The sequence below is a fragment of the Winogradskyella rapida genome (genome assembly GCF_042675845.1).
In the GTDB taxonomy this organism is placed as follows: domain Bacteria; phylum Bacteroidota; class Bacteroidia; order Flavobacteriales; family Flavobacteriaceae; genus Winogradskyella; species Winogradskyella rapida.
Genome location: NZ_JBHTKM010000063.1, coordinates 1,037,571 through 1,064,544, shown reverse-complemented (window position 1 = coordinate 1,064,544; position 26,974 = coordinate 1,037,571). Strand labels below are relative to the sequence as shown.

23 protein-coding genes are annotated in these 26,974 nt (G+C 36.1%); 13 read left to right on the top strand and 10 right to left on the bottom strand.

The annotated features are described in order from the left end of the window. Positions 1-30: 30 nt before the first annotated feature. Entirely contained in the window at positions 31-2,253 is a 2,223-nt protein-coding gene (locus ACFQ13_RS11990; RefSeq protein WP_386117623.1) for a LysM peptidoglycan-binding domain-containing protein, read from the bottom strand. A gap of 368 nt (positions 2,254-2,621) precedes the next feature. On the opposite strand from ACFQ13_RS11990, the gene der reads away from it, so the two are divergent. Further along, positions 2,622-3,926, top strand: a complete 1,305-nt coding sequence (der, locus tag ACFQ13_RS11985) for a ribosome biogenesis GTPase Der (protein ID WP_114310159.1) — start codon at positions 2,622-2,624, stop codon at positions 3,924-3,926. A 311-nt stretch (positions 3,927-4,237) separates the two neighbouring features. Continuing rightward, positions 4,238-7,018 (top strand): outer membrane beta-barrel protein, encoded by a 2,781-nt coding sequence (locus ACFQ13_RS11980; RefSeq protein WP_386117621.1) that lies wholly within the window; start codon positions 4,238-4,240, stop codon positions 7,016-7,018. 194 nt (positions 7,019-7,212) lie between these two features. Here the strand turns inward: ACFQ13_RS11980 and ACFQ13_RS11975 are convergent, their stop codons facing one another. The 5 genes from ACFQ13_RS11975 to ACFQ13_RS11955 are packed head-to-tail and all read right to left on the bottom strand — an operon-like array spanning position 7,213 to position 10,403. Continuing rightward, positions 7,213-8,043 (bottom strand): TPM domain-containing protein, encoded by an 831-nt coding sequence (locus ACFQ13_RS11975; RefSeq protein WP_386117619.1) that lies wholly within the window; start codon positions 8,041-8,043, stop codon positions 7,213-7,215. Continuing rightward, a complete protein-coding gene (locus ACFQ13_RS11970; protein WP_386117618.1) occupies positions 8,043-8,480 on the bottom strand; it encodes a TPM domain-containing protein in 438 nt (145 codons plus the stop codon). Before ACFQ13_RS11970 ends, ACFQ13_RS11975 begins: the two co-directional genes overlap by 1 nt. 11 nt (positions 8,481-8,491) lie before the next feature. Further along, entirely contained in the window at positions 8,492-9,088 is a 597-nt protein-coding gene (locus ACFQ13_RS11965; protein WP_386117615.1) for a LemA family protein, read from the bottom strand. A gap of 12 nt (positions 9,089-9,100) precedes the next feature. Then, on the bottom strand, positions 9,101-9,430 hold the full coding sequence (locus ACFQ13_RS11960) for a MerR family transcriptional regulator (RefSeq protein WP_386117613.1): 330 nt from the start codon (positions 9,428-9,430) through the stop codon (positions 9,101-9,103). Between the two features lies 1 nt (position 9,431). After that, positions 9,432-10,403 (bottom strand): M23 family metallopeptidase, encoded by a 972-nt coding sequence (locus ACFQ13_RS11955; protein ID WP_114310153.1) that lies wholly within the window; start codon positions 10,401-10,403, stop codon positions 9,432-9,434. 131 nt (positions 10,404-10,534) lie between these two features. Between ACFQ13_RS11955 and alaS the strand changes: the two genes are divergently transcribed. Further along, positions 10,535-13,147, top strand: coding sequence for an alanine--tRNA ligase (gene alaS / locus ACFQ13_RS11950; protein ID WP_386117610.1), 2,613 nt, complete (start codon positions 10,535-10,537; stop codon positions 13,145-13,147). Positions 13,148-13,178: 31 nt separating this feature from the next. Further along, complete coding sequence (locus ACFQ13_RS11945) at positions 13,179-14,129, top strand: GSCFA domain-containing protein (RefSeq protein WP_386117607.1); 951 nt, start codon at positions 13,179-13,181, stop codon at positions 14,127-14,129. Positions 14,130-14,141: 12 nt separating this feature from the next. Here the strand turns inward: ACFQ13_RS11945 and coaD are convergent, their stop codons facing one another. Further along, a complete protein-coding gene (gene coaD / locus ACFQ13_RS11940; protein ID WP_114310150.1) occupies positions 14,142-14,600 on the bottom strand; it encodes a pantetheine-phosphate adenylyltransferase in 459 nt (152 codons plus the stop codon). Between the two features lie 57 nt (positions 14,601-14,657). Then, positions 14,658-15,635, bottom strand: coding sequence for a D-alanine--D-alanine ligase (locus ACFQ13_RS11935; protein ID WP_386117605.1), 978 nt, complete (start codon positions 15,633-15,635; stop codon positions 14,658-14,660). 125 nt (positions 15,636-15,760) lie between these two features. On the opposite strand from ACFQ13_RS11935, the gene ACFQ13_RS11930 reads away from it, so the two are divergent. The 4 genes from ACFQ13_RS11930 (at position 15,761) to ACFQ13_RS11915 (ending at position 19,188) form a co-directional block, all read left to right on the top strand. After that, the gene (locus ACFQ13_RS11930) at positions 15,761-16,309 is read left to right on the top strand and encodes a PASTA domain-containing protein (RefSeq protein ID WP_114310148.1); all 549 of its coding nucleotides are present in this window, start codon (positions 15,761-15,763) and stop codon (positions 16,307-16,309) included. A gap of 9 nt (positions 16,310-16,318) precedes the next feature. Then, positions 16,319-17,356, top strand: coding sequence for an RluA family pseudouridine synthase (locus ACFQ13_RS11925; RefSeq protein WP_386117602.1), 1,038 nt, complete (start codon positions 16,319-16,321; stop codon positions 17,354-17,356). A gap of 322 nt (positions 17,357-17,678) precedes the next feature. Then, the gene (gene yaaA / locus ACFQ13_RS11920; RefSeq protein ID WP_386117599.1) at positions 17,679-18,437 is read left to right on the top strand and encodes a peroxide stress protein YaaA; all 759 of its coding nucleotides are present in this window, start codon (positions 17,679-17,681) and stop codon (positions 18,435-18,437) included. Positions 18,438-18,465: 28 nt separating this feature from the next. Continuing rightward, complete coding sequence (locus ACFQ13_RS11915; RefSeq protein WP_386117597.1) at positions 18,466-19,188, top strand: hypothetical protein; 723 nt, start codon at positions 18,466-18,468, stop codon at positions 19,186-19,188. A gap of 23 nt (positions 19,189-19,211) precedes the next feature. On the opposite strand, the gene ACFQ13_RS11910 is transcribed toward ACFQ13_RS11915, so the two are convergent. Together ACFQ13_RS11910 and ACFQ13_RS11905 are read right to left on the bottom strand one after the other, a co-directional pair. Continuing rightward, positions 19,212-20,333, bottom strand: coding sequence for a PepSY-associated TM helix domain-containing protein (locus ACFQ13_RS11910; protein ID WP_386117594.1), 1,122 nt, complete (start codon positions 20,331-20,333; stop codon positions 19,212-19,214). Positions 20,334-20,397: 64 nt separating this feature from the next. Then, a complete protein-coding gene (locus ACFQ13_RS11905) occupies positions 20,398-22,767 on the bottom strand; it encodes a TonB-dependent receptor domain-containing protein (RefSeq protein WP_386117591.1) in 2,370 nt (789 codons plus the stop codon). Between the two features lie 473 nt (positions 22,768-23,240). On the opposite strand from ACFQ13_RS11905, the gene ACFQ13_RS11900 reads away from it, so the two are divergent. From ACFQ13_RS11900 to ACFQ13_RS11880, 5 genes are all read left to right on the top strand, one after another. After that, positions 23,241-23,930: a uracil-DNA glycosylase family protein gene (locus tag ACFQ13_RS11900; protein ID WP_386117588.1), complete on the top strand. Its 690-nt coding sequence runs from the start codon at positions 23,241-23,243 to the stop codon at positions 23,928-23,930. 242 nt (positions 23,931-24,172) lie between these two features. After that, positions 24,173-24,970 carry a tryptophan-rich sensory protein gene (locus ACFQ13_RS11895; RefSeq protein ID WP_386117585.1) on the top strand — a complete coding sequence of 266 codons (798 nt, stop codon included), beginning with the start codon at positions 24,173-24,175 and terminating at the stop codon, positions 24,968-24,970. Between the two features lie 112 nt (positions 24,971-25,082). Further along, positions 25,083-26,369, top strand: a complete 1,287-nt coding sequence (locus ACFQ13_RS11890) for a DEAD/DEAH box helicase (RefSeq protein WP_386117582.1) — start codon at positions 25,083-25,085, stop codon at positions 26,367-26,369. A gap of 54 nt (positions 26,370-26,423) precedes the next feature. Next, on the top strand, positions 26,424-26,642 hold the full coding sequence (locus tag ACFQ13_RS11885) for a DUF6500 family protein (protein ID WP_386117580.1): 219 nt from the start codon (positions 26,424-26,426) through the stop codon (positions 26,640-26,642). A 76-nt stretch (positions 26,643-26,718) separates the two neighbouring features. Next, positions 26,719-26,943, top strand: a complete 225-nt coding sequence (locus ACFQ13_RS11880) for a VF530 family protein (protein WP_386117577.1) — start codon at positions 26,719-26,721, stop codon at positions 26,941-26,943. Positions 26,944-26,974 lie beyond the last annotated feature (31 nt).

Below are 26,974 nucleotides of genomic sequence, written 5' to 3'. Positions count from 1 at the left end.
TTAGGTGAGAAGACGGTTTTTAGGCCCACCTTAATCGAGAACTTTAACACCTTCATCTGCATTGTATTGCATTAGATATAAGCCAATATTTGAATAGTACCCTTCTTCAATTTTTTGATATTGAAATTGATAGTGAGGTTGGGTAGAAATTATAGTCTTCACCGTGTTTTCAAAGGCGCTGTTTTGAGAAATTCTTAATAAAACATCTAAGGTAACGTCAAAACCTAAGACCGCATGTTCAGAGGGTTGGGTATCAAATGTATCTACGTAACGGGTCTCAAAATTGGCAATAGCAATCTTATTTTCAGATTTAATCGTTGATGGGTAAATTAACTTTAAGATGCGATAACGCATTTCAGAAACATCACTTTGTTTGCTTAACATGTCAGACTCCATCATAACAAGTTGTATGTTGTATTCTGATAATTTTCCTAACAAGGTGGTTGTGGTATTTAATAGAACGATGGTCTTTTTACTATCAAAAACAATGTAATTCAGTTGATTTTTATCTAAGGCTTTTTCTAGAGTTTCAGAATTAAAGAATCCGGAATTATCGGCTTTTAAAAATGTAGCTTCCGGTAAGTTTTCTTGAATCAAGGTTTTATTACGAGGTTCGCTAAGATCGCTAACCACAATGACCTTGGCGTTTTGTTGCGCTAAATACTTAAGGGTCTTTGTTTTTTCTAGTTTATCTGTAGGGATGGCATTGTAGGTCTGAATAGAGTGCTGGTTTTTTAATTGCGATTTAATATCAATAATAGATAAGTCTTGGTCTGAAGTAAAGCTAGGGAAATAGCTGTCTTGCTCTAAGAAAGGCACTAATAGGGCATTCTTTTCATAAGGGCTATCAATAGTTACCGTTGTTTTTGCAATGTTGCGTTTTATTAAAGAGACTTCAAAATCTAAGTTCAGTGCTTTAGCGGAATCAATTGCAACCTGTGCACCTTGGAAAAAGTCTACATATTTCTGAAAGTCTGGATGTGCACTCAGTATTTTTTGTCTTTCCTTAGGATTACTAAGTTCCTCACCAGAAAAAGGCGTGTAAAAATAAATTCCGTTTGCCGTTTCTCGATTAAGGTTTTTTATTAAGGTTTCGTTGTTAGAGGTGGCGCTGATCTCTGTGTTGACGTTCTCGTTTGTTGCACTAGGAACATCTGCAGGAGTGGTTGGTGCTTTAATTTTATCGGTAGGTTGATTGACGGTTTTAACCTCTATTGGCATTTTAATAATGTCGCCTACAATTACAGCGGTTTTTAATTTTGGATTCAGTGCTGTAAATTCTTCAATACTCATACCGGCCATAAGAGATAAACCGTAAAGCGTTTGTTTAGGTTCAATAACATAATCTTTATAACGCGTGTCTTCAGGAGTAACTTCTGAAAGGCTATCTACCACAGTCTCCGTTTTTAGGGTCTCGGTTGCGGCAAGATCTTCCGGAGTTTGAGGTGTTATTGCGACTTCGGTTTCAGAATCATCTATCGGTTCTAAAGTTTTTGAAGTTTCTTGAGCGTCAATTTTTAATCGATGGCCGGCCATAAGCATAGGAACCGTATGCGGATTTTTTTGCTCAAGTTCTGCAATGCTCATTTTAAAGCGTTTGGCCAAACTGTATTTGGTATCTCTAGGTTTCACCAAGTAAAAGTCAGTATTTGCGTTGTTTTCTTCTGGAGTCGGAATCGTTAAAACTTGTCCTATTTTTAAATAGCCTGATAATTGATGTGCGTTGGCAGCTTTAAGTTGTGCAAGGCTAATACCGTTTGCATTGGCAATACCAAAAAGGGTTTCACCTTTAACAACACGGTGTTGTCCTTTTGATAATTCAGCTGGTTTTTCTTGTAAACTTTTATCCACGGTAAGGATGTGACCCTCTTGTAGCATCGGAACGATATGCGGATTTTGCTGCTCTAATTGTGAAATGCTAACTCCGAACCGTCGCGCTAAACTAAACTTGGTTTCACCGCGTTTAACTTCATATTTAATAAATCCGTCATCATTAGTGGTAGGCGATGGGGTAGGGTTAGTGTTAGGGTTGCTCACTTCGGCTTTTGGAATACGTAGCGTGCTTCCTGCGTAAATAACGGCTATAGATCCTGGGTTCAGGGCATAAATAGATTGCACACTGACACCGTATTGCTTAGAAATTCTATAAACGCTTTCTCCTTTTTGTATGGTATGTTCTATGTAGCTTTCTTGGGCTAACATAAGGTTAGAACTTAGTACCAAAGTTAAGATAAGCGTTAAAAATCTCTCCATTCTCAGTTTAAAAATTTAATTGTAACACCCATTTATTAAGGTGTATCGTAAAAAGTTTGTTCGTGTTACAGGCCGCCTTAATGGTAGGTAAGAAAGGAGCTGTTCTTACGTTATTCTACCTTTTTAGTGGTCAGGTTACGCCTGTTTTAGGTTTTACTATAAAACACGGGTTAAAATTACTAAATTTTAAGGTTATCTTCCCTATAATCGGACATGTTATCAACAGGATGTTAACAATTTTTAGTCAATATAATTAGGTCACATTTTTTAACTTTGCAAGGATTGTTGTCAATATGAAGTGAAAAGTGCTTAATAGTGCCTCATAAGACACAAGTATATAGTATCTTTGTAGACTTAAATTAAAATCAATGAGCAATATTGTCGCTGTAGTGGGTCGTCCTAACGTAGGGAAATCGACATTTTTTAACCGTCTTATTAAAAGACGTGAGGCTATTGTAGATGCCGTGAGTGGTGTTACAAGAGATCGTCATTATGGTAAAACCGATTGGAATGGTAAAGAATTTTCTTTAATCGATACGGGAGGATATGTCGTAGGAAGTGATGATGTTTTTGAAGCTGAAATTGATAAACAAGTAGAACTTGCTATTGATGAGGCTGATGCCATTATTTTTATGGTAGATGTAGAGACGGGTGTCACAGGAATGGATGAAGATGTCGCTAAATTATTAAGAAGAGTTGATAAACCTGTTTTCTTAGTTGTTAATAAAGTAGATAACAATAAACGTGCTGAAGATGCCGTAGAATTTTATTCTTTAGGTTTAGGTGAATATTATACCATTGCAAGTATTAATGGTAGCGGAACAGGAGATTTATTAGATGCTGTTGTTGAAGCTTTACCAGAGAAAGAAGAAGTTGAAGAAGATGAATTACCACGTTTTGCTGTAGTAGGAAGACCTAATGCAGGAAAATCGTCTTTTATCAATGCTTTAATTGGAGAAGATCGTTATATCGTTACCGATATTGCTGGGACTACCAGAGATTCTATAGATACCAAATATAACCGTTTTGGATTTGAATTTAACTTAGTAGATACCGCTGGTATTCGTCGTAAATCTAAGGTAAAGGAAGATTTAGAGTTTTACTCAGTAATGCGAAGTGTAAGAGCTATAGAGCATTGTGACGTTTGTTTGGTTGTTTTAGATGCCACTCGTGGGTTTGATGGTCAGGTTCAGAATATATTCTGGTTAGCAGAACGCAACCGAAAAGGAATTGTTATTTTGGTGAATAAGTGGGATCTTATTGAAAAAGATACGAAAACCGCAAAAGCATTTGAACAGCATATTAGACAAGAGATGGCACCATTTACCGATGTGCCTATTGTATTTATGTCTGTGCTTAATAAGCAACGTATTTTTAAAGCTATTGAAACTGCGGTTGAGGTTTATAAAAACCGAACAAAGCGTATTAAAACTAGCGTACTAAACGAGACCTTATTGCCTATAATAGAGCATATGCCACCACCAGCCTATAAAGGGAAGTTTGTGAAAATTAAATACATCATGCAATTGCCAACACCGCAACCGCAATTTGCATTTTTCTGTAATTTACCACAATATGTCAAAGAACCTTATAAGCGTTTCTTAGAAAATAAATTACGTGAAGAGTTCGATTTTAATGGTGTACCGGTTAGTGTTTACATGAGAAAGAAATAAGTTTATATCGTAAATTCAATACGATTATGATCCTCCTAAATATGATATTTAGGAGGATTTTTTTGTTTTAGAGTTTTATTAAGCTTGAAATTTTAATCGGAATTAATGAAGTTCCTAAGTTTAGATAGAAGTGCTGTATACCTTGTATTTATTAGGTTTGGGCTCTTTAACAAGTTTTGTAGAGTTGAAAATGAGGATGTTAAAATAGGATCGGTATTATAATTTTATAAAAATTTTAAGATAATTTATATCGTATTTAGGGTTAATTGCGTTCTTGTGTTGTAAAATCATCAATCAATCAATCAATCAATATGAAGAATCTGTTTTTAATCTTCGCCTTCCTATTTACCTTGTCTATCTACTCTCAAGAAAAATCATTTGAAATCACAGGAACCCTTAAAGCTGAAGATACCAATCTCCCTTTAGAATCTGCAACGGTCTATATAGAACGCGTAAAAGATAGCTCGGTTGTAACCTATACCATTTCCGATAAGGACGGTGCTTTTAAAATTGAAAACTCAACTTACGATAAGGACTTAAACCTCTATGTGTCTTTTGTTGGCTATCGTACTTATTTTAAAAAAGTGGCGATTAATAAAGAAAAGATCAACCTAGGCGCCATAACAATGCCTTTAGATAATGCGTTGGGTGAAGTCCTTATAAAATCTACAGCGCCAATTACTATAAAAAAGGATACCTTAGAATTTAATGTAAAGTCGTTTAAGACGAAGAAGGATGCCAATGTCGAAGATTTATTAAAACAGCTGCCAGGTGTTGAGGTGGATTCAGAAGGAAAAATCACGGTTAATGGCAAATCGGTTAATAAAATTTTAGTGAATGGGAAGCCGTTCTTTGGCGACGATCCTACTATAACCACAAAAAATCTGACTAAAGATATTATTGAAAAAATTCAGATTGTAGATACTAAAACCAAATCGGAAGCTTTTACAGGAGAAGAAGGCGATAAGGAAAATAAAACCATAAACCTTACCATCAAAGAAGAAAATAATAAAGGTGTTTTTGGACGTGTGTCTGCTGGTGGCGGCACGGATGAACGTTATGAATTTGCCGGTATGGTTAATGTCTTTGATAACGATAGAAGAGTGAGTGCTCTTGTGGGAGGTAATAACACCAATTCGCCTGGATTTAGTTTCGGTGAAATTTCTAAAATGTTTGGTACTGGTGGTGGAGTTAGTTTTAATAGTAACGGGTCTTTTTCTATTGGCGGACGTTCCTTTGGTGCAGGAGAAGGTATTACGACATCTCAAAATGCAGGGGTAAATTATGCCGATGTTATTGGTGAGAAAACTGAGGTTTCTGCAGATTATTTTTACGCCTCAAGTGCTTCAGAAAACGAATCAGCAGCGCAGCGTGAAACCATTTTATCCGATTCGAGATTTTTTACCAATTCCAATTCAAAATCCGACAGTGATATCGATAACCATTCAGCAAATATAGAGTTCGAAATAGAAACCGACTCCACGTTTCAGTTGACCATTTCACCGTCTATAAACTTATCAAAATCGCGAACACAATTTTCTAGTTTTGAAGAAACCTTAGATGAAGATTTGATGTTAACCAATCAATCTAACGTGAATTCCAATGTAGAGCGAACGGCAAATACGTTTTCAAACCAAATCTCGGCAGCCAAGCGCTTTGGGAATAAAGGAGCATTTCTAACCTTAAAATTAGAGACCACTGTAGATCATGAGGACAGTGATGATTTTCTAAATTCAGATACCAATGTATATGGTGAAACTCCAGAATCTATTCTTAGAAATCAATATACCGATGGCGAAAATAGAGGTTATGGGGTTGCTGCAGAACTGGCTTACCGTTTGCCTTTGCTCGCTAAAAAATTGTTTTTGAATTTTGAATATGAATATGATATTAATAAAGATGCCAATACAGAAAGCACTTATGATTATAATGGCAGTACTTTAGGATTTACCGACTTTAACACCGAACTCAGTACCGATTTTAAGTATGCCGATGTGCAAAGTGTTCCTACTATTGGACTTAGTTTTAGTCACGATAAACTGTGGACCCGATTTAATGTGTCTTACAATTCACGCACATTAACCAATGAAGATGTGCTGCGCTCTCAGTTTAACGTAGAACGCCAATTTGAAAATATAGAAATTAACTCCGGAATCAGCTATAGATTTAGTCCAAAGTCATCCTTTTATGTCGATTATCGTTTAGAAAATACACCGCCGGCCTTACGTCAACTCCAGGCGTATACCGATGTGTCTAACCCTTTAGAAACCATAATTGGAAATCCTAATTTAGAACCTTCCAATAGGCATAGTTTTTATGGGGGTTACAATGGGTTCGATTGGCAAAAACGAACAGGGTTTTATGTGAATTTTTACGGGTATGCGACCAAGAATGATGTGGTGAGTAAGACCCTTGTTGATGCCGAAACCTTAAAACGAACTACGACCTATGAAAATGTAGATGGGAATTATAATTTCAACGTGTCGGGTAACTATAGTAAAGCCTTTAAGCTAGATACGCTGAGAACTCTAAAGCTACGATTAAGGGGGAATTATGGGGTATCTAAAATTATTAACTTTAACAATGGGGTAAAGTATGCGAGTCATGTAAATACTTTTTCTCCACGTGTAGGTGTCGATTTTATTTGGGATAAAGTTTTAGAGTTTAAACCCTACTATAACTTAAGTTTTACTAATAATGCTTACGATATCGAGGCTTTTGAAGATAGAACGTTTACGAATCATGATCTTGGTTTAAAAACAACAACATTTCTACCTGAGAATTTAGAATGGCGTAACGATATCAGTTTTAATTATAATCCCGATGTTGCCGAAGGATTTCAAAGAAGTGCTTGGTTTTGGAACTCCACCTTAGCTTACAGTATTTTTAACGATAAAGCTGTTATAACTTTAAAGGTTTATGATTTGTTAGACCAGAATACTAATGCGCGCCGTGTAGCGACTCAAGATTATATTGAAGACCGTCAAAGTACAGTGTTAAGACGTTACTTTATGCTGAGCTTAAGTTATAAGTTTAATAGCTTAGGAAGTAAAGGTAAAACCGATAATGGTGGAGTTATCTTCTTAGATTAATAGTCTACGATAAGATACACCGAAGTACAACACTTTAAAGGCATATCTCTAATGTTTTAAGAACCTTAGATCAACGTGTAGGTACGTAAAATGGCCTATGGTTATCCTTCGAAAATCAGATTAATGGTCTTTTAGGATTTGGACTTAATACATGGTTTAATGTACTTTCAAATTTAGCTGTAAGTCGTTGGATTTTACCAACCTCCAGAAGCACCACCACCGCCAAAGCTACCACCACCGAAGCCTCCGCCAAAGCCGCCACCAGAACTACCTCCGAAACCTCCTCCGCCGAAACCACCAAAACCTCCTGAAGAGCCTTTAGAATAGCTTCCGCGTCCTAAGTTGCTTAAAATAATGGCTTCTAGTAAGCCTCCAGATCCCGAACGACGACCACCACTACCACCATTTCCTCCATTACTTTTTGAGATTGTAATCACAAAAATGATGAAAATAATGGCTAAGAAAAATAGGAAACCTATGGGAGATGATCCATCGTCGCTAGTTTGTCTTGTGCCTTGGTATTCACCCGTCATCACTTCAAAAATAGCATCCGTGGCACGGTTGAGTCCGCCGTAATAATCGTTGCGTTTAAAATAAGGAATGATATCGTTATTAATAATACGCTTGCTCATTGCATCGGTAAGAAGGTGTTCTGTACCTAGACCAGTGCTAATATTTATTTTTCGGTCGTCTCTCGCTAAAAGAATAAAAATACCATTATCCTTATCCGCTTGTCCAATACCCCATTTTTCACCCCATTGAGCTCCTAAATAATTAATGTATTCTCCATTGGTAGAGCTAATAATAGCGATAACAATTTGTGTGGATGTAGAATCGGAATAACGAATGAGTTTGTCTTCTAAATAACTTTTTTCTGAAGGGGATAGTAATTTAATCTCCTCATCGTAAACACTCGTTTGAAATTCTGGCTTTTCAGGTATTTCATACTGTGCCATCCCTAAAAATGGCATAGCCAATACTAGCAGAAATAAAATTTGAAACGTGATGTGTTTATGTTTGTACATTACCCTTTTGAAATTGAATTATCTAATTCGTTTTTATCATTATGATCCCATGGGAAATAAGTTGCCAATGCCTGTCCGGCCTCAGTAATCCCATCAATTAGCCCTTGTTTAAAATGACCAGACTTAAATTGTGCAGCAATTTTATCGCGGGTGCTGTTCCAAAAATCAGGACCAACACTATTATTGATCCCTTGGTCTCCACAAATAACAAAAGCCTTGTTGTCTACAGCAACATAAATAAGAACCCCGTTACGCTGTTGGGTGTTATCCATTTTTAGAAAATGGAACACTTCTAAAGCATGTTCATAAGTGTCAATATCACATTGCTGTTCAATATGTACACGAATTTCACCAGAGGTTTTTCCTTCCGCAATTCGGATGGCTTCAACAATCTCGGCTTCTTCTTTTTCGGTTAAGAACTGCTCAATATTTGGCATAAATTATAAGATTAAAAATCGAAATTAACGTCTACGGCATTCTCACTACCTGGGTCAGAATTATATCTTGGCATATCTTCAAAACCAAACCAACCGGCTAAGATAGTTCCTGGGAATTTAGAGATGTGAATGTCGTAAATATTAACCTTTTCATTATAACGATCTCGTGCAACATTAATACGGTTTTCAGTCCCTTCCAATTGGCTTTGAAGCTCTAAGAAGTTCTGGTTCGCCTTTAATTCTGGATAACGTTCTACGGAAACTAATAACTTAGATAACGCACCACTTAGTCCACTTTGGGCTTGTTGAAACTGAGCCATGTTTTCTGGGGTTATGTTACTAACATCAATGTTTGTAGACGTTGCTTTAGCTCTAGCTTCTATAACGTCGGTTAATGTCGATCTTTCAAAATCGGCTGCACCTTGTACAGTTTTCACAAGGTTTCCAATAAGGTCATTTCTTCGTTGGTAAGAACTCTCTACGTTAGACCATGCTGTTTTTGCATCGGCTTCATAAGTGACTGCGGTATTATTAAATCCAACAGCCCAATTGTAAAGTGCAAAAGCAAGAAGTGCAATTACGATAACAGGAATTAGCCATTTTTTCATGATAGTTAAGTTTTAAAGTTGTGTTTTTATTTTGTTCAGTTGTGCTTTTATGCTTTCGAGCTTTTCAATAATTTCAAATTTATTTAAAGCCGATTTTTTCTCTTCCTTTAGGTGGGTTTTGGCGCCTTCTAAGGTAAATCCTCTCTCTTTTACCAAATGGTAAATGAACTTGAGATTTTTTATGTCTTCAGGTGTAAATTTACGATTGCCCTTCGCATTTTTTTTGGGTTTTAAAACATCAAATTCTTTTTCCCAAAACCGAATGAGCGACGGATTGACTTTGAAAGCTTCAGCCACTTCGCCAATACCATAATAACGTTTTTCTGGTAAATCTATATGCATCTTAATCTAGGGATTGGTTTTCTAAGGATGCTTTCTTCAGTAAAATGTCATATTCTTCAGCAGATAAATTGCCGTAGTAGAAGTTGATAGGGTTAATACGTTCTCCATCTTTAAACACTTCGTAATGTAAGTGTGGTGCTTCAGAACGCCCCGTGCTTCCTACAAAACCAATAAGATCGCCTCGTTTTACGCGCTGATTGACCTTTACATTGTATTTGTATAAGTGCGCATAAAGTGAAACATAACCGTAGCCATGATCAATTCTAATATGGTTTCCGTAACCTGTAGATCTATTATCGGCACGTTTTATAACGCCATTTCCCGAGGCATAAATAGGAGTACCACGTGGTGCCGTGAAATCCATGCCGTAGTGGAACTTTCTAACTTTTGTAAAAGGGTCTGTTCGGTAGCCGTATCCCGATGCCATTCGGGTTAAATTTTCGTTGCTTATGGGTTGTATAGCGGGGATGGCTTCTAAAAACTTCTCCTTATGGTCTGCTAATTTTGCAATTTCATCTAGAGATTTAGATTGCACTACAATAGCCTTCTCTAAGATATCCATACGTTTATTACTTTCAGCTATAAGTTGCGAGTTGTCATAACCTTCGTATTTTTTATATCTATTGATGCCTCCAAATCCAGCACGTCGCTGTTCGGTAGGGATCGGATTGGCTTCAAAATATAATCTGTAAATTGCATTATCGCGTTCTTCAACATTTTCTAAGGCCGCAATAGCATCGTCCATGCGCTTGTTTATCAATTCAAATTGCAATTCCATATTCTGCAATTCGCGCGCTAATTGACGTTCTTTTGGCGATTCAATATATTGGCTTGCTATAAATACAAATAGAAACCCAAAGAGTGCTGCAGCGGTTAAAAAGACCCCTGCATATTTAATTGTTGTTGCTTTTTTTCGCTTTATTCTGCGATAAGAAAGCGTTTCAGAATCATAATAATATTTTACTTTAGCCATGTTTGAATTTATGCTATTTTTGCAGCTAATAAGAGTAGTACATAAGCTTCTTAATTTGCCTAACGACCAAAGATAAAAAAATAGTTTTGCATTTTTGGTAATTAATTAAAAACAAGATCTAATTTCAATATATGAAGTCTCAAGATATCCGTTCTAAATTTTTAAATTTCTTTAAAGAAAAACAGCATCTTATAGTGCCCTCTGCACCTATGGTTTTAAAAGATGATCCCACCCTAATGTTTGTTAACGCAGGTATGGCACCTTTTAAAGAATACTTTTTGGGGAATGCAGAACCTAAAAGCAACAGAATTACGGATTCTCAAAAATGTTTACGCGTTTCTGGGAAGCATAATGATTTGGAAGAAGTGGGTTACGATACCTATCACCATACCTTATTTGAAATGCTTGGGAATTGGAGTTTTGGCGATTATTTTAGGGAAGAAGCTATCGCTTGGGCTTGGGAATTATTAACCGAAGTATATGGCATAGATAAAGATATCTTATACGTTACGGTGTTTGAAGGGAGTGATGATGCTGATAATTTAGATATGGATACGGATGCTTATGACCTTTGGAAGCAATTTATTTCTGAAGATCGTATTCTAAAAGGCAATAAAAAGGATAATTTCTGGGAAATGGGCGACCAAGGGCCATGCGGACCTTGTAGTGAAATCCATGTTGATATCCGTTCTGCAGAAGAAAAAGCAAAAGTAGATGGGAAATCTTTAGTGAATATGGACCATCCTCAAGTTGTGGAAATTTGGAATTTGGTCTTTATGCAGTATAACCGAAGAGCCAATGGGACATTAGAGCCGTTACCACATAAGCATATCGATACAGGTATGGGCTTTGAACGTCTGTGTATGGTATTGCAAGGTGTGCAGTCTAATTACGATACCGATGTGTTTACACCGATTATTCGCGAAATTGAAACCATTACCGATAAAAAATACGGGAATGAGGATAAAACGGATATTGCAATCCGTGTCATTTCTGACCATGTTAGAGCTGTCGCCTTTTCTATTGCTGATGGTCAATTACCAAGTAATACGGGAGCGGGTTATGTTATAAGACGAATTTTACGTCGTGCCATCCGTTACGGATTTACCTTTTTAGATAAAAAAGAACCGTTTATTTACCGTTTGGTAGAAGTGCTACGCAATAAGATGGGCGATGCCTTCCCAGAATTAAAAGCGCAACAAACCTTAATTGAAAATGTAATTAAAGAAGAGGAGGCGTCTTTCTTAAGAACCTTAGATCAAGGTTTAATTTTATTACAAAAAGTTGTTGAAGAAACTAAAGGCGATACCGTTTCTGGTGAAAAGGCTTTTGAATTGTATGATACTTACGGTTTCCCTATTGATTTAACGGCGCTAATTCTATCTGAAAAGAATTTAAAGCTAGATGAAAAAGGATTTAAAGCACAGTTAGAAAAGCAAAAAAATAGATCGCGTTCTGCGAGTGAAACATCGACGGAAGACTGGACTGTTTTAGTTGAAGATGAGGTAGAAGAATTTATTGGTTACGATGCCTTAGAAGCTAATGTGAAAATTACCAGATACCGTAAAGTCACCTCTAAGAAAGATGGTGAAATGTATCAGTTGGTCTTTAACTTAACGCCATTTTACGCTGAAGGCGGTGGACAAGTTGGAGATAAAGGAACCTTGCAAGATGTTCATGGCGATCTCATTTATATTTTAGATACTAAAAAGGAGAATAACGTTATTATTCATCTGACTAAAAATTTACCAGAGCATATTAATGAAAGTTTTAAAGCTGTGGTGAATGAAGAACACCGCGCTTTATCATCAAGTAATCACTCGGCAACGCATTTATTGCATCAAGCATTAAGAACCGTTTTAGGTACGCATGTAGAGCAAAAAGGATCCTTGGTAAAACCAGATGCTTTACGTTTTGATTTTTCTCACTTTTCTAAAGTAACTTCGGAAGAATTACAAGATATTGAAGACTTCGTTAATGCTAGAATAGAAGGGAAGCTTCCTTTAGAAGAGCAACGTAATGTACCTATGGAAAAAGCGATTGAAGAAGGTGCTGTGGCTTTATTTGGCGAAAAATATGGAGATACGGTAAGAACCATTCGTTTTGGGAAATCTATGGAATTATGTGGAGGTATTCACGTTAAGAATACCGCCGATATTTGGCATTTTAAAATTATTTCTGAAGGTGCTGTAGCAGCAGGAATTAGACGTATTGAAGCGATTACTAATAAAGCTGTTAAATCTTATTTTACAGATAATAACACCTCTTTTTTAGAGATGAAAGCCTTGCTTAACAACGTTAAAGAACCGGTTAAAGCTTTAGAGACTCTTCAAGATGAAAATGCGGAATTAAAGAAGCAAATTGAAGGCTTCTTAAAAGATAAAGCGAAGAACATTAAAGGGGAACTTAAAAATGAGTTAACCGATATTAATGGGGTGCAGTTTTTAGCCAAGAAATTAGATTTAGACGCAGCTGGAATTAAAGATGTTTGTTTTGAATTGGGAAGTCAGTTTGAAAACTTATTTCTGTTATTTGGTGCTGAAAAGGATGGAAAAGCAATTTTATCCTGTTATATTTCTAAACCTTTAGTGGCGAGTCACGACTTAAATGCTGGAACTATTGTAAGAGCATTAGGGAAACACATCCAAGGTGGTGGTGGTGGACAACCATTTTTTGCTACTGCAGGGGGTAAAAATCCAGCAGGTATTGAAGCGGCTCTAGAAGCAGCTAAAGCATACCTTTAATATTTTCTCTGCACGCCGTGCAGCAGCTATTATGAAATTACAAACAGCAATACCATTACCCAAGCAACAACATAATCTTATAGATTATCATTCTCAACTGTTGTTGCTTGGGTCTTGCTTTTCTGAGCATATAGGAGATAAATTTGCGCATCATAAATTTGAATCCCTAAGTAATCCTTTAGGTATTCTGTTTCATCCTTTAGCAATTGAGACCTTAATCTCAAGGGCCATTAATCTCGATTATTATAAAGCAGATGAGGTTCAGTTTTATAACGAGCAGTGGTTTTGTTTAGATGCCCATTCCAAATTAAATAGAACCCACAAAGCGGATTTGTTAGCGGAATTAAACGCGCAAATTGATGCCACGGAAAAAGCTCTACAAACTTCTTCTCATGTGGTAATCACCCTAGGTACAAGTTGGGTGTATAGGCATATAGCTTCAGATACTGTGGTGGCCAATTGCCATAAACTTCCTCAAAAACAATTTTTAAAAGAACTGCTTCCGGTTTCACAAATCTCAGAGTCGCTTAGTGCTATAATGAGTTTAGTGAAAAGCGTGAATCCTAAGGTCTCTTTTATTTTTACGGTATCACCGGTAAGGCATATTAAAGATGGTTTTGTGGAGAATACACAGAGTAAATCGCATTTAATTGCTGCCATCCATGAGGTGGTAGATCCTAGAGCGCAGCAGTATTATTTTCCGTCTTTTGAAATTATGATGGATGAATTAAGAGATTACAGGTTTTACGGTAGAGATTTGCTTCATCCTAATGCCCTTGCTGTCGATTATATTTGGGAGAAATTTAAAAGCGTTTGGCTAACGGAAGAGGCTATAAAAACAGCAGAAACTGTTGCAAGCATTCAAAAGGGGTTACAACACAGACCTTTTAATGCGGAGTCTGAGGCGCACCAAAAATTTATTCAGAATTTAGAGACTAAGATTCAAAAGCTTCAAGAAAAATTTCCGAAGCTCTCTTTTTAAAGTATTTCTCGTTTATTTATTAACTCGTACACTTTCTGGGACTAACACCGTGTAGTCACCGTCGTTTCTAAGCACATCGCGTACAATAGAAGAGGAGATAAAGGATGTTTTAGAAGAGGTTAATAAGAATACCGTTTCAATTTTAGAGAGTTTTCTGTTGGTATGGGCAATCGCTTTTTCAAATTCAAAATCCGCTGGATTACGCAGTCCTCTTAAAATAAATTCGGCATTAATCTCTCTACAGAAATCTATGGTTAAGCCTTTATAGGTTACAACTTTTACTTTAGATTCGTCTTTAAAAGCCTCTTCAATAAAGCGTTTTCTTTCCTCTAATGAAAACATATAGTTTTTATCAGAATTAATACCGATAGCCACAATAACTTCATCAAAAAGTTTAATGCCACGTTTAATAATATCGTAGTGGCCGTTGGTTAAGGGGTCAAAAGATCCTGGAAATAATGCTCGTTTCATTCTAAAAAGATTGTACTGCTTTTAAAAAGCGATAAGTTTTAAAGTCAAAGATAACCATTATTTTGTCATAGCTTCTTCAATGGCATTGGCAAACAAATCTTTCATACTTATTCCGGCCTGTGTGGCTTGCTGTGGTAGAATACTCTCGTTGGTTAAGCCAGGAACGGTATTAACTTCTAATAAATACGGTTCATCATTTTTAAAAATAAATTCGCTTCTAGAAAAGCCTTTCATTTTTAAAGTTTCGTAAATCCTTTTGGCTTCCACACTCACTTTTTGGGCATAATCTTCAGAAATTCTTGCTGGTGTTATTTCTTGCGACTTCCCTAAATATTTGGCTTCGTAATCAAAGAAATCATTTTCAGAAACAATTTCAGTAATTGGCAATACACGAGTTTCTCCTTGGTAAGAAATTACACCTACGGAAACTTCTACACCGTCTAGAAACTGTTCTATTATAATTTCATTATCCTCTTTAAAGGAGTTGTCAATGGCGGCTTGTAGATCTTCTTTCTTGTACACTTTAGAAATTCCGAAGCTACTCCCAGCTTTATTGGCTTTTACAAAACAAGGCAAGCCTACTTTTGCAATGATGGCTGTTTCGTCTATAGGATCTCCAAAATTGAGGTAATAACTCTCAGCGGTTTTTATGCCGTAAGGTTTTAGAGTGGCAAGTAAGTCGCGTTTATTAAAAGTTAATGCCGCTTGGTACATATCGCAACTGGTTTGTGGGAGGTTGAGCAATTCAAAATAAGCTTGCATATACCCATCTTCTCCTGGGGCGCCATGGATAGCGTTAAAAACACAATCGAAAGTGATTTTAGAACCGTCTATTTGTACAGAAAAATCATTTTTATCAATCTGAAATTCTTCATCCAAATCATTAACATAGACCCATTTATCTTTAAAAATATGGATACGATACGCCGTGTATTGGTCCTGGTCTAAAGCCTTGTAAACCACGTTACCACTTTTAAGAGAAATTTGGTATTCACTAGAATACCCACCCATTATAATTGCAATATTTTTCTTCATTGTAGAGTTTAAAAAAGCACGAGTGTAAATGTATAATTTATTTTTTATAAACTAATTCAGTTGTTCGTACGTATTTTATATATGTGTCGTTATTATTTCTTAGTTTTGCCAACAATTATTTGCTTATGAGTTTTGTAAAGTTTCTTACCAGTAAAGTATTTTTTAAACAAATTGCTTTAGCTATTGTAGCCGTTGTGGTCTTATGTTTTATTGTTTTAAAATGGTTAAGTGTAACCACTAATCATGGAGAATTTGTAACCGTTCCGGATTTAAAAGGAAAATCTTTAAAAACGGTAGGGATTGAACTTAAAGATCACGATTTAGCTTTAGAGATCCAAGACTCTGCAAATTACAATCCAAAATACCCAAAGTATTCTGTTATAGAACAAAACCCTAAAGCAGGAGCACAGGTTAAAGAAAATAGAAAGATCTACTTAATTTTAAATCCTTCTGGATATCGTAAAGTGGAAGTTCCTAATATCTTAAAACGAACCTTTAGACAAGCCAAGCCACAGTTAGAGGCTTTAGAGTTTACTATTGGTAAAATAACCTACAAAGACGCCATCGGTGAAGGGGTAATCTCAATGTCTCATGAGGGTAAAACATTAACACCTGGCACCTTGTTGCCTTTAACTTCTAAGATTGACTTAGTGGTTGGTAACGGTAAACTTTAATACTAAATAATGCCAAATATTCCTGATATTTCAGACGACAACGATAACGAATTATACGAGCATCATGCTTTTAGAGTTGTTGCGGGGCAGCAACCCCTTCGTATTGATAAATACTTAATGAATTTTATAGAAAACGCGACGCGTAATAAAATTCAAGCGGCGGCTAAAGACGGTAGCATTTTTGTAAATGATGTGCCTGTAAAGTCTAATTATAAGGTAAAGCCAAACGATTATATTACTGTAAAGTTTGAGCATCCGCCACACGAAAACCTTTTAATCGCTGAAGATATTCCTATTGATGTGGTTTATGAAGACGATGATTTATTGGTGGTGAATAAACCTGCCGGAATGGTCGTACATCCTGGGCATGGTAATTATTCAGGAACGCTTATTAACGCCTTAATTTTTCATTTTGAAAATTTACCAAACAACTCTAGTGAACGCCCTGGTTTAGTGCACCGTATCGATAAGGATACGAGTGGATTATTAGTTGTGGCTAAAACGGAACACGCTATGGCGCATCTGTCTAATCAGTTTGCTAAAAAAACGAGTGAGCGTGAGTACGTTGCTATCGTTTGGGGTAATATTGAAGAAGATGAAGGCACTATAGAAGGAAATATTGGACGTCATCCTAAAAATAGATTACAAAACACAGTGTTTTTAGATGATGAAGAGGAGCAAGGGAAACCAGCGGTAACACATTTTAAAGTGATTGAACGCTTAGGTTACGTTACTTTGGTAAGTTGTAAGTTAGAAACTGGCCGTACCCACCAAATCCGTGTGCATATGAAACATATTGGACACACGCTTTTTAATGATGAGCGCTATGGCGGGGAACGTATTTTAAAAGGAACCACTTTTACCAAGTATAAACAATTTGTTGATAATTGCTTTAAGATTTTACCACGACAAGCCCTACACGCTAAGACCTTAGGCTTTGTGCATCCGACTACAAATGAGTTTATGTCTTTTGAATCTGAAATTCCTGAAGATATGAGCCAATGTATAGAGAAATGGCGTCATTATGCTAAGCATATGGATGCTTAGTCTATAGGATAACGGTTTGAGCTAGAGTTTTACGCTTCCTAGAAGTTACCTTATATGGAGCGATGTTGTTTTAAATGTTGAATTAGGATATACGGTACAAATCTCTATTTTACTTAATTTGAAATTGGGGGAGTTAAGCCGATATGGCATGAGGAGCTTTATAGCACTTTTTGGGTTCTTATGGGTATAGAAAATGCTTATAGTGATATCTAGATTAGTACTTCTTATTGTTTGAAACTTTTTGGGATACATTGTATTTTTACCTCACAAAAGAAATCGAATTAACATTAAATACCCAACCTGTATAGACAGGCTATAACATATGAAACTAGTATTATCTCCAGCAAAGTCCTTAGACTACGAAACGCCATTACCAACTTCTAAAACTACAGAAGGTCAATTTTTAAATGAAGCCGCTGAGTTGAATGAGGTACTAAAAGAAAAATCGGCAAAGGAACTTTCAAAACTGATGCATATTTCAGATAATTTGGGGCAGCTTAATTACGAGCGTAACCAAGAATGGACCTTACCCTTTACAAAAGAGAATGCGAGGCCGGCTATTTATGCCTTTAGTGGCGATGTTTACAAAGGGATTGACGCTTACACAATTGCTACAGATAAATTAGATAAGGTAGAGGATACCGTACGTATACTTTCAGGGTTATATGGTGTTTTAAAACCTTTAGACTTAGTGCAGCCTTACCGTTTAGAAATGGGGACTAAAATGCCAGTAGGCGAGCATAAAAACCTTTATGGATTTTGGCAGAAAAAAGTGACGCAAGCCTTAAATGACGAATTGGAAGAGGGTGAGCTTTTTATCAACTTAGCAAGTAACGAGTATTTTAAAGCGGTTGATACCAAGGCACTAAAAGTTCCTGTTGTAAATATTGTGTTTAAGGAATTTAAAAATGACACCTATAAGATTGTTGCCTTTTATGCAAAATTAGCACGTGGTTTAATGACGCGTTATATCATTGATACCGATGCTAAAACGCTAGATGACATCAAAGCTTTTAATTATGAAAACTACGGTTTTAGTGAGGCCTTATCTTCAGAAAATGAACTCGTCTTTACACGATAGTTAGTATTCCAATCTTTAATTTTTTAGCATGTACTATTTTTTAATTATCGCACTTCAGGTGTATTGCTTTTACCATGCTTATAAAAACCGAAAACCATTCTATTGGTATTTTGTAGTGTTTTTTATTCCAGCATTTGGGTCTCTTATTTACATCCTTACACAGGTGAATGGGCGTAATACCCAAGGGCAAATAAAAGAAGAAACGACTACGGTAATTAATCCGGTAAAACGAATTAAGACCTTAGAAGCGCAATTAAAGTTTATAGATACTTATGCCAATAGAATTGATTTAGCAGATGCGTATTACGCCAATGGCGATTATAACAGTGCCATTATGCACTATGAGAAAACTCTAGAAGATACTGTGCAAGATGAAAGCTATGCCAGAAAGAAACTTATTTTGTGTTATTTTCAGATAGGGGAATTTCAAAAGGTTTTGGCGCAGGCTGAATTTTTAAAGACAAAAACAGATTTTAAAGGCTCTAAACAACAGTTTTGTTATGGTTTAGCCTTAAGTGAATTGGGAAAACCTGAAGCGGCTGAAGCGGAATTGAAAACCATTGACCGTCCGTTTTCTAATTATCCAGAACGTTTAGAATTGGCTAAGTTTTACATAAGTCAACAGAAGATAGACGAGGCTAAAACCTTACTTCAAGACATGACTTCAGAATCTAAAAGCTTAACCAAACCAAATCGCAAATTATACGGCAGTACAATTGCTGAGGTAGTGCGGTTATTGGCAACATTGTAATCGAATAGATCGTATTTACGCTTTTATTTTCGTTTCTTTTTATAGTGACGTCCGTACCATAATAAGACTCCGGTAACGGGTAAGGTGGCTGTGATTAAACTGATTAAAAACGCAAGGATTTTTCCGGCTAGACCTCCTATAGCACCAATATGAATATCATAATTCATACGAAGTATCTTATCTGCAAATTTAGCATCCTTATACTTGCCATAAATTCCAGGAGTTTCTAATTCTTCTAGGGTATTCTGATCAAAGAATCTAAAATCAGCATCGTAATATAAGCCTTCGCTGTTTGAAACTTCAACATAAATACTTTCCTCTTTATTTTCAGGATAATGAAGCTCGTAAGCTACGGCATTTGGTGATTCTTTTTGCAGTTTTACAATAAGGTGATCCATAGGTAATGTTTCAGGATCATTCAAGGCTTCACTTTCATTTTTAGGAATAATAAAAGCTGGGACTTTATCGCCTCCAGTAGATTTATAGACCACGTATTTTAACCAATTGTATGAGATTACAGATCCGGTAAAGGCTATAATTAATGCAAAGGCACAGATGTAAAATCCGACTACGGTATGAAGGTCGAAATTTTTACGTTTCCATCGGGTAGATTTTTTCCAATCGAAAGTAATACGTTGCTTAAGGTTTTTTCGCTTTTTAGGCCACCATAACACAAATCCGGAAATAATAATTAAGATAAAGATTAAGATTGATGCGGCCACCAATTGTTCGCCAATAGCTTTTGGAAGCCATAAGCGCATATGTCCTTTTAAAATAAAGGCGAAGAACCCTGTAAGGTGGTTGTCTACTTGAATGACTTCACCGCTATAAGGATTGAGGAATACACTCTGATAAAATTCAGGTTCGGCATCGTAAAAAATAACTTCAATAGCATCTTTTGGACCTTTAAATACCGTGCCATGTACAGAATTGTTAGGGAATACGGCTTCAGCAAAGGTTTTGGCTTGTGTAGGCGTTAATTGCGGAGCGTCTTGTGGTGTAACGTATTTATAGTCGTCATACAAGCCTTCAATTTCCTCTCTAAACGCCCAACAGCAGCCTGTAATAGCAACAATAAAAACAACGATACCGGTAGCTAAGCCCAATATCTTATGCAGTTGAAAGATGAATTTTTTTAATGCCATTATGCTGATTTAATTAAAAAGAGAGCAAACTTAAAATAAAGTTTGCTCTCTAGAAATGATTAATTTAGAATTTATAAGAGAAGGTCCCTAATAACACACGTTGCTGTTGTGGGGTTACGGTACTCCATCCTGAATAATAAGTTTCGTCAGTTAAGTTATTTCCTTTTACACTCACTCTAAAGGTGTCTGTTTCATAATAAATAGAGGCATTGAAAATGGTGTAAGCAGGGATGTCAAAACTACCAGTTACGGCTTTGTAATCTACCATGGTATCGTATTTACTTTGTCCGTTAAATCCGGCACCGATACCAAAGTTTTTAAAGAATTTATAATCAGCCCAAAGGTTATAAGTAAATTCTGCTCCAGACTCTCCGTAACGGTTTCCTTCTAAAAATGTTGCTGAAGGCGAATCTGTAATTTCAGAATCATTATAACTAAATCCGGAGTGAATATTTAAGTTTGAAATTGGATTAGCGTTAACTTCTAACTCAATACCTTGACTGTTGACTTCTAGATCTTGTGTTTGGGTAGCCCAATAATACTTATTATCAACGTTGATGTTATAGTAACTCAATGTGGCCTCTAATTTGCCGTTAAACATATTGGCTTTAGCACCAACTTCAAATTGGTTAGCTTGCTCTACGTCATAAGATTGTAAGGTTACTTCACCTGTATTGAAATCGGTGATGTATTGTGGATTAAGGTAAGAGAAACCATTTTGATAGTTTGCAAATAATGATAACTCATCTAGAATAGGTTGGTAAACGATTCCGAATTTAGGTGAAAAGGTAGATTCAGTGTATTCTTGATCATCATCTCCAGCTGTATTACGGTCTCCTTGGTAATCAAATTGGTCATAACGAACACTCGCCATTACAGATAGTGATGGTAAAATATTAATCACATCAGAAACATAAGCACCAAAAACGTTTTGGCTAATATCACTATTCAAATAACCTAAACCAGATAACGCCGCACTTAAGTTTTCTTCATTAATAGCAGGTTCGCCATAGACTAAGTCACCATCGATATTAATGGTATGTAAATACCCCCAGTTAGAGCTATTGTCAATAATATTATAGTCTAAGTAATCTGCACCGACTAACAATTTGTTTTCTAAATCGCCAAGGTTAAAAATACCGGTAAAATTTTGTTGTAAGTTAAGCGTCTTTGTTCTAGAATCGGTGTCTTGTGCGTATAGGTTAAATAAGGCATCAGAACCGTTCCATAAATAAGTGTAATACCCTAATGATTTGGCTAAACCACCCGAAATTAAAGTTTGTGAAGACCATTGGTCAGAAATTTTCCAAGCTACTTCACCACGGTAATTTTGAGTAATGTTGCTAATTGTAACGTCATTACTAGTGAACGATAGATCGGTATTGTAACCCAACTCATCAATAGAATTAAACGCTAAAGGTGCATAACGGTTTAAGAATAAAAACGTCTCATTGGTTTGTTCATTGTCAGAGGCTTCATAAGAAAAGTTAAGCGTAACATCATTATTTACTTTGTACGATAATGAAGGTGCGATAAACACTGATTTTTTTAGGCCAGCATCCTGAAAACTGTGTTCTTGCTGAAAACCTGTGTTGATACGAAATGATAATTTATCACTAGGACTTACATTTATATCGGCATTAAGTTTAGCAAAATCGTAAGATCCTCCAGAAACAGTGATTTCTCCACCAGTTCCGCTATGAGGTTTTTTAGTAATGATGTTAATAAGTCCACCGTAAGAAGTTACAGAACTTCCAAATAATGTTCCTGAAGGGCCTTTAATAACTTCTACACGTTCTACATTAGAAGGATTAATAAAACCATTAGTAATACCGGCAACACCATTAACAAGTTGAGGTTGTACGGCAAAACCACGACTAGAGTAATACCCTGCGCCATCACCACTACGTCCTGTAGAGGACCATAATTTAGTGATACCCGCCGCATTTTTTAAAGCATCTTCAAAGGTGTTTACGGACTGAGATACCAATAGTTGGTTAGTAATGGTATTGTAAACCTGAGAGTTCTCAATATTCTTTAAAGGCATTTTAGAAACATAGGCGCTCGTTTTTCTAGAAAATTTGTTTTTTCTATTCACGTCTAAAACCACTTCTTCTAAGATTTCATTTCCTTCATAAAGAGTTATCGTTTCTAAACTTAAATCTTGATCAGCACTAAGGCTAAAATCAATTTCTTTCGTTTTAAATCCGACATAAGAAATAGATAAGGTGTAAGATCCCGTGGCTAGATTGTCAAGTTTAAAAGTACCATTCTCATAGGTTTGTATGCCTTTAGTACTGTTTTTAATAATAACGTTCACTCCAATAAGAGGCGTTTGGTCATTGTCGGTCACTTTTCCTGAGAGGCTAGCGCTCTGAGCAAAACTCATTTGAAAGCTCACAAAGAGAATTACAATGGATAAAATGTGTTTCATCTTTTATTTTATTTAGACTTAATATAAATAGTTAGTGGCGGCAAAAGTATTTATGAAATGGTTATAAAACAAATTATTTATAACAAATCTAAATAGAGTTGAAGTGTTAGGTTTTGATCACGAGTTTAATTGACTGTAAATTAATAATGAACCATGATTTATTGGTCTGTTAAAAAACAATCTTCGAGAAAGATATAGGCGTTGATCTATCAAAATCATAGCTTAAAGTGGCACTTTCAATTTAATTTTAAGCGTTAACCATACTTATAAGGCTTTATTGAAATTAGTCTAAAATGAATTGAAGGAAATTAGAGCTTGAAGAGGAATGCTGTGATGCAAACAGTATAATCGAAAATGCGTATGGTAGTCTGAATCGGTCTAATGAATAACTAGGATCTGTTTCGTTTATGTTTTTTTAAGTATTGGTATTGAAATTATTTTTATAAATTATATAAAATTACTTAGAGCACTTTATGTTTATACATCGTCATCCTTATCCACCCTTTATAAGAAAAGACACTCAAAAGCTTATTGTAGGAACGCTACCGCCGCCACGATTTTCTACAGGAATGCTGTTTGAGAGCGATGTTGATTTTTGCTACGGAAGTTATTATAACTCCTTATGGCTGTTTATAAATAAAATACATAAGCTTAATTTGCGATTTGACAATTCTGCTGAAGCCGTGGAGCAGCGTAAAGCCTATTTAAAAACACATCGTATAGGAATCTGTGATATTGTAGAAAGTGCTAAACGTGAAAAAATAGATGCTTCCGATCTTGGAATGCAGGCCATTAAGCTCCGTAATATTATAGGGTACCTTAGGGAGTTTCCTAATGTAGATACCATTTTGTTTACAGGAGGAAATTCTAAAAATGGTCCTGAATATTTATTTAGAAAACACTTAAAAACTCATGGTCTTAAGTTAGAAGTTGTAGCCCCAGATGTGCCTCGGGTACACCGCTTTAATTTACCTGAAGCTTCAGAAGAAAGTCATCGGGAAGCCAACACTGTTAGGACTATAAAAACGGTTTCCTTAACCTCAGTATCTGGGGCGGCGAATATCTCCATTAGTAGAATGCCGCTGTACAAACAGCTTAAGGCTCGGAATCCGGATTTTAATACCTTCGATTTTAGAATGCTTCAGTATTCAGAATTTTTTTAAGCATACCGATAAGTTTGTTAATAACCCCTGGTCTTATGAAAATAAGAGAATCATTACGTCTTATTAATCTCTACGTTTTTTTTAAAAGTGGATTTGAGTTAAAATTCAGTAGTAAATGAGGTATGGCAGCAATTATAAATTTTTACCTTTAAGCACCTTAGGTGAGCCATTATGAGAATACAACCAAAGGGTGAATTTTATAATACATTTTTTCCAAAGCGAAAACAATAAGTAGATAACGCATGAAAAAGAGTTTACAGATTAGCAATACCATAGCCTTAATTATTACCATATTTATTAATTACCTTTCCAATACCGGGGCATTAAATGACACAACCATAGGAGAAGTCTCCAAAAGTTATAGCTCCTTATTCACGCCCGCGGGTTACACCTTTGCGATTTGGGGAGTTATTTACATATTGCTTTTAGGATTTGTAATCTATCAAGGGAGAGGTTTGTTTGTAAAAACGGCTAATGATGATTTTATCTTAAAAACCGGATGGTGGTTCGTAGCCTCTTGTGCTTTTAATAGTTTATGGGTCTTTGCTTGGATTTATGAATTTACGGGGCTGTCTTGCATTTTTATTTTCTTATTACTGTTTTCATTATTAAAGATTGTTATGAACAACAGAATGGAGTTAGACGACAAGCCTTTTCCTGTTATTGCTTTTCTCTGGTGGCCTTTTGTTATCTATTCGGGTTGGGTTACCGTAGCTAGTATTGCCAATGTTTCTACTTATTTGGTAAAAATAAATTGGTCGGGTTGGGGACTTGCAGACGTGCATTGGGCGCTAATTATGATCAGTATTGCGATAGCGATAAATCTTTTGATTACTTGGGAGCGTAATATGAGAGAGTTTGCTTTAGTAGGAGCTTGGGCCTTAATTGGTATCGGGAAAGCAAATGGCGATTTGTCTAATCCCATTACAACAGTAGCCTATATAGGAGCTGTCCTTTTACTACTTAGTAGCATGCTTCATGGGTTTAAAAATCATAAAACAAACCCTTTTATAAAGTTTTTGCAATGGCGAAAATCGTAGTATTTATAATATAATACACGATTTAGTAGAGTCAGCCCTAAAATAGCTGTAACTTCGCGCCAAATTAAAGGAGTGACCTAAATTAATAGAGTTTGCTTCGTAAACACTATTTATGTCATTTAAATCATTGGGCTTATCTGAGCCTATCCTAAAAGCGATCCAAGAAAAAGGATACGAAACTCCATCTCCAATTCAAGCAAAAGCGATTCCTCCTGTATTAGAAGGGAAAGATGTTTTGGCTTCGGCACAAACAGGTACTGGTAAAACAGCAGGTTTTACATTACCTATGCTTCATAATCTATCGTCTAGTAGAACTGAACAAAGACACCGTCCAATTAGAGCTTTGGTATTAACGCCAACACGCGAACTAGCGGCTCAAGTTCATGCTAATGTTAAAGAATATAGTACGCATCTTAATATAAGAAGTACGGTGATTTTTGGTGGAGTAAATCAGAAACCACAAGTTAATAAGTTAAGCCAAGGTGTAGATGTATTAATCGCCACGCCTGGACGCTTATTAGACTTAGAAAGTCAAGGGTTATTATCCTTAAAACGTGTTGAAATATTTGTTTTAGATGAGGCTGATCGTATGTTAGATATGGGCTTTGTCCGTGATATTGAACGCGTTATGAAACTGATTCCAGCGAAGCGTCAAAACCTAATGTTTTCAGCAACCTTTTCTAAGGATATTAAAAAATTAGCTTATTCTATTCTTAATAACCCTGTACAGGTTGAAGCTACACCAGAAAATACAGCTGTAGAGGTTATAGAGCAGAAAGTATACCGTGTTGCCAAAGGAAAGAAAACAGGATTAATAATTAAATTAATTTCTGATGGTGATTGGAAACAAGTTTTAGTGTTTACTAGAACCAAACACGGCGCTAACAACTTATGTAAAAAAATGATTAGTGCCGGGATTACTGCGGCCGCTATTCATGGTAACAAAAGTCAAGGCGCAAGAACGAAAGCCTTAGCCGGATTTAAAAATGGATCTATTAGAGTTTTAGTAGCCACTGATATTGCAGCGAGAGGATTAGATATTCCATTATTACCACACGTGGTAAATTATGAGTTGCCTAATATTGCTGAAGACTACGTGCATAGAATTGGTAGAACCGGTAGAGCTGGTGCAGAAGGGCAGGCTATGTCTTTAGTAAGTGCAGATGAAACAAGCTACCTAAAAGGAATTGAAAAATTAATAGGAGAATCTATTCCTGTTGAAATTTTAGAAGGTTTTGAACCTGATCCTAACGCTTCTACAGAACCGATTAAACCGGGCCAGAATAGAAATAGAGGCCAACGTAACAATCGCGGTGGTAACGCTAAGAATACTCAAAAAAATAAACCAAACAACCGCAACCGTAATAAGAGTCGTAAACGTTCGGATAGCCGTAGTTAATCGACGTAAGGCATTACTCCATGTAAAGTAAAGTAGAATTAAGGTCTTTTTATCATGACTCGGGGTTTAAAAACGAAAATTTTAGAGGTTTGTAATCAGAAATTACAGCAGAAAGGTCCTAATGTGGGCTTATCGTTTTATGCGTTTTTCAAAAATAAAAATGATCAGCCAGAACTGTTAATGGAAGCGGCAACCTGGTGGATACAAACCCATCAGCTTGATCACTTTGAAAAAGCGACTAAGATTATAGAATTAATAGAAACTGAAGCCTAAAAGCTGGCTTTTGTCACCTTGGGCTTTTTCTACGTTTTTTATCATGTGTTCAGAAATAAACAAGAATCTTTAAATTATGGCTACACAACCCAATAATCCACTTCATGGTATTAAATTAGAGCAGATCATTAACGATTTGCAAGCTCACTATGGTTGGGAGTATATGGGTTATCAAATTAATATTCGCTGTTTTACACATGATCCTTCTGTAAAATCTAGTTTGAAATTTTTAAGGCGAACCCCATGGGCAAGAGCCAAAGTAGAAGCCATGTATCTTAAATATCTAGAGCGAAATTCTTAATTGAATTTTAGTGTTTAAGCTTTTTATAAAA

Coding starts and splice junctions, on each gene's coding strand:
- coaD (WP_114310150.1), bottom strand. CDS start 14,600: ATGAAACGAGCATTATTTCCAGGATCTTTTGACCCCTTAACCAACGGC.
- ACFQ13_RS11910 (WP_386117594.1), bottom strand. CDS start 20,333: ATGGCATTAAAAAAATTCATCTTTCAACTGCATAAGATATTGGGCTTA.
- ACFQ13_RS11880 (WP_386117577.1), top strand. CDS start 26,719: ATGGCTACACAACCCAATAATCCACTTCATGGTATTAAATTAGAGCAG.
- ACFQ13_RS11945 (WP_386117607.1), top strand. CDS start 13,179: ATGAAATTACAAACAGCAATACCATTACCCAAGCAACAACATAATCTT.
- ACFQ13_RS11905 (WP_386117591.1), bottom strand. CDS start 22,767: ATGAAACACATTTTATCCATTGTAATTCTCTTTGTGAGCTTTCAAATG.
- ACFQ13_RS11885 (WP_386117580.1), top strand. CDS start 26,424: ATGACTCGGGGTTTAAAAACGAAAATTTTAGAGGTTTGTAATCAGAAA.
- ACFQ13_RS11965 (WP_386117615.1), bottom strand. CDS start 9,088: ATGAAAAAATGGCTAATTCCTGTTATCGTAATTGCACTTCTTGCTTTT.
- ACFQ13_RS11900 (WP_386117588.1), top strand. CDS start 23,241: ATGTTTATACATCGTCATCCTTATCCACCCTTTATAAGAAAAGACACT.
- ACFQ13_RS11960 (WP_386117613.1), bottom strand. CDS start 9,430: ATGCATATAGATTTACCAGAAAAACGTTATTATGGTATTGGCGAAGTG.
- ACFQ13_RS11890 (WP_386117582.1), top strand. CDS start 25,083: ATGTCATTTAAATCATTGGGCTTATCTGAGCCTATCCTAAAAGCGATC.
- ACFQ13_RS11915 (WP_386117597.1), top strand. CDS start 18,466: ATGTACTATTTTTTAATTATCGCACTTCAGGTGTATTGCTTTTACCAT.
- ACFQ13_RS11895 (WP_386117585.1), top strand. CDS start 24,173: ATGAAAAAGAGTTTACAGATTAGCAATACCATAGCCTTAATTATTACC.
- ACFQ13_RS11970 (WP_386117618.1), bottom strand. CDS start 8,480: ATGCCAAATATTGAGCAGTTCTTAACCGAAAAAGAAGAAGCCGAGATT.
- ACFQ13_RS11990 (WP_386117623.1), bottom strand. CDS start 2,253: ATGGAGAGATTTTTAACGCTTATCTTAACTTTGGTACTAAGTTCTAAC.
- yaaA (WP_386117599.1), top strand. CDS start 17,679: ATGAAACTAGTATTATCTCCAGCAAAGTCCTTAGACTACGAAACGCCA.
- ACFQ13_RS11935 (WP_386117605.1), bottom strand. CDS start 15,635: ATGAAGAAAAATATTGCAATTATAATGGGTGGGTATTCTAGTGAATAC.
- alaS (WP_386117610.1), top strand. CDS start 10,535: ATGAAGTCTCAAGATATCCGTTCTAAATTTTTAAATTTCTTTAAAGAA.
- ACFQ13_RS11955 (WP_114310153.1), bottom strand. CDS start 10,403: ATGGCTAAAGTAAAATATTATTATGATTCTGAAACGCTTTCTTATCGC.
- ACFQ13_RS11930 (WP_114310148.1), top strand. CDS start 15,761: ATGAGTTTTGTAAAGTTTCTTACCAGTAAAGTATTTTTTAAACAAATT.
- ACFQ13_RS11925 (WP_386117602.1), top strand. CDS start 16,319: ATGCCAAATATTCCTGATATTTCAGACGACAACGATAACGAATTATAC.
- ACFQ13_RS11975 (WP_386117619.1), bottom strand. CDS start 8,043: ATGTACAAACATAAACACATCACGTTTCAAATTTTATTTCTGCTAGTA.
- ACFQ13_RS11980 (WP_386117621.1), top strand. CDS start 4,238: ATGAAGAATCTGTTTTTAATCTTCGCCTTCCTATTTACCTTGTCTATC.
- der (WP_114310159.1), top strand. CDS start 2,622: ATGAGCAATATTGTCGCTGTAGTGGGTCGTCCTAACGTAGGGAAATCG.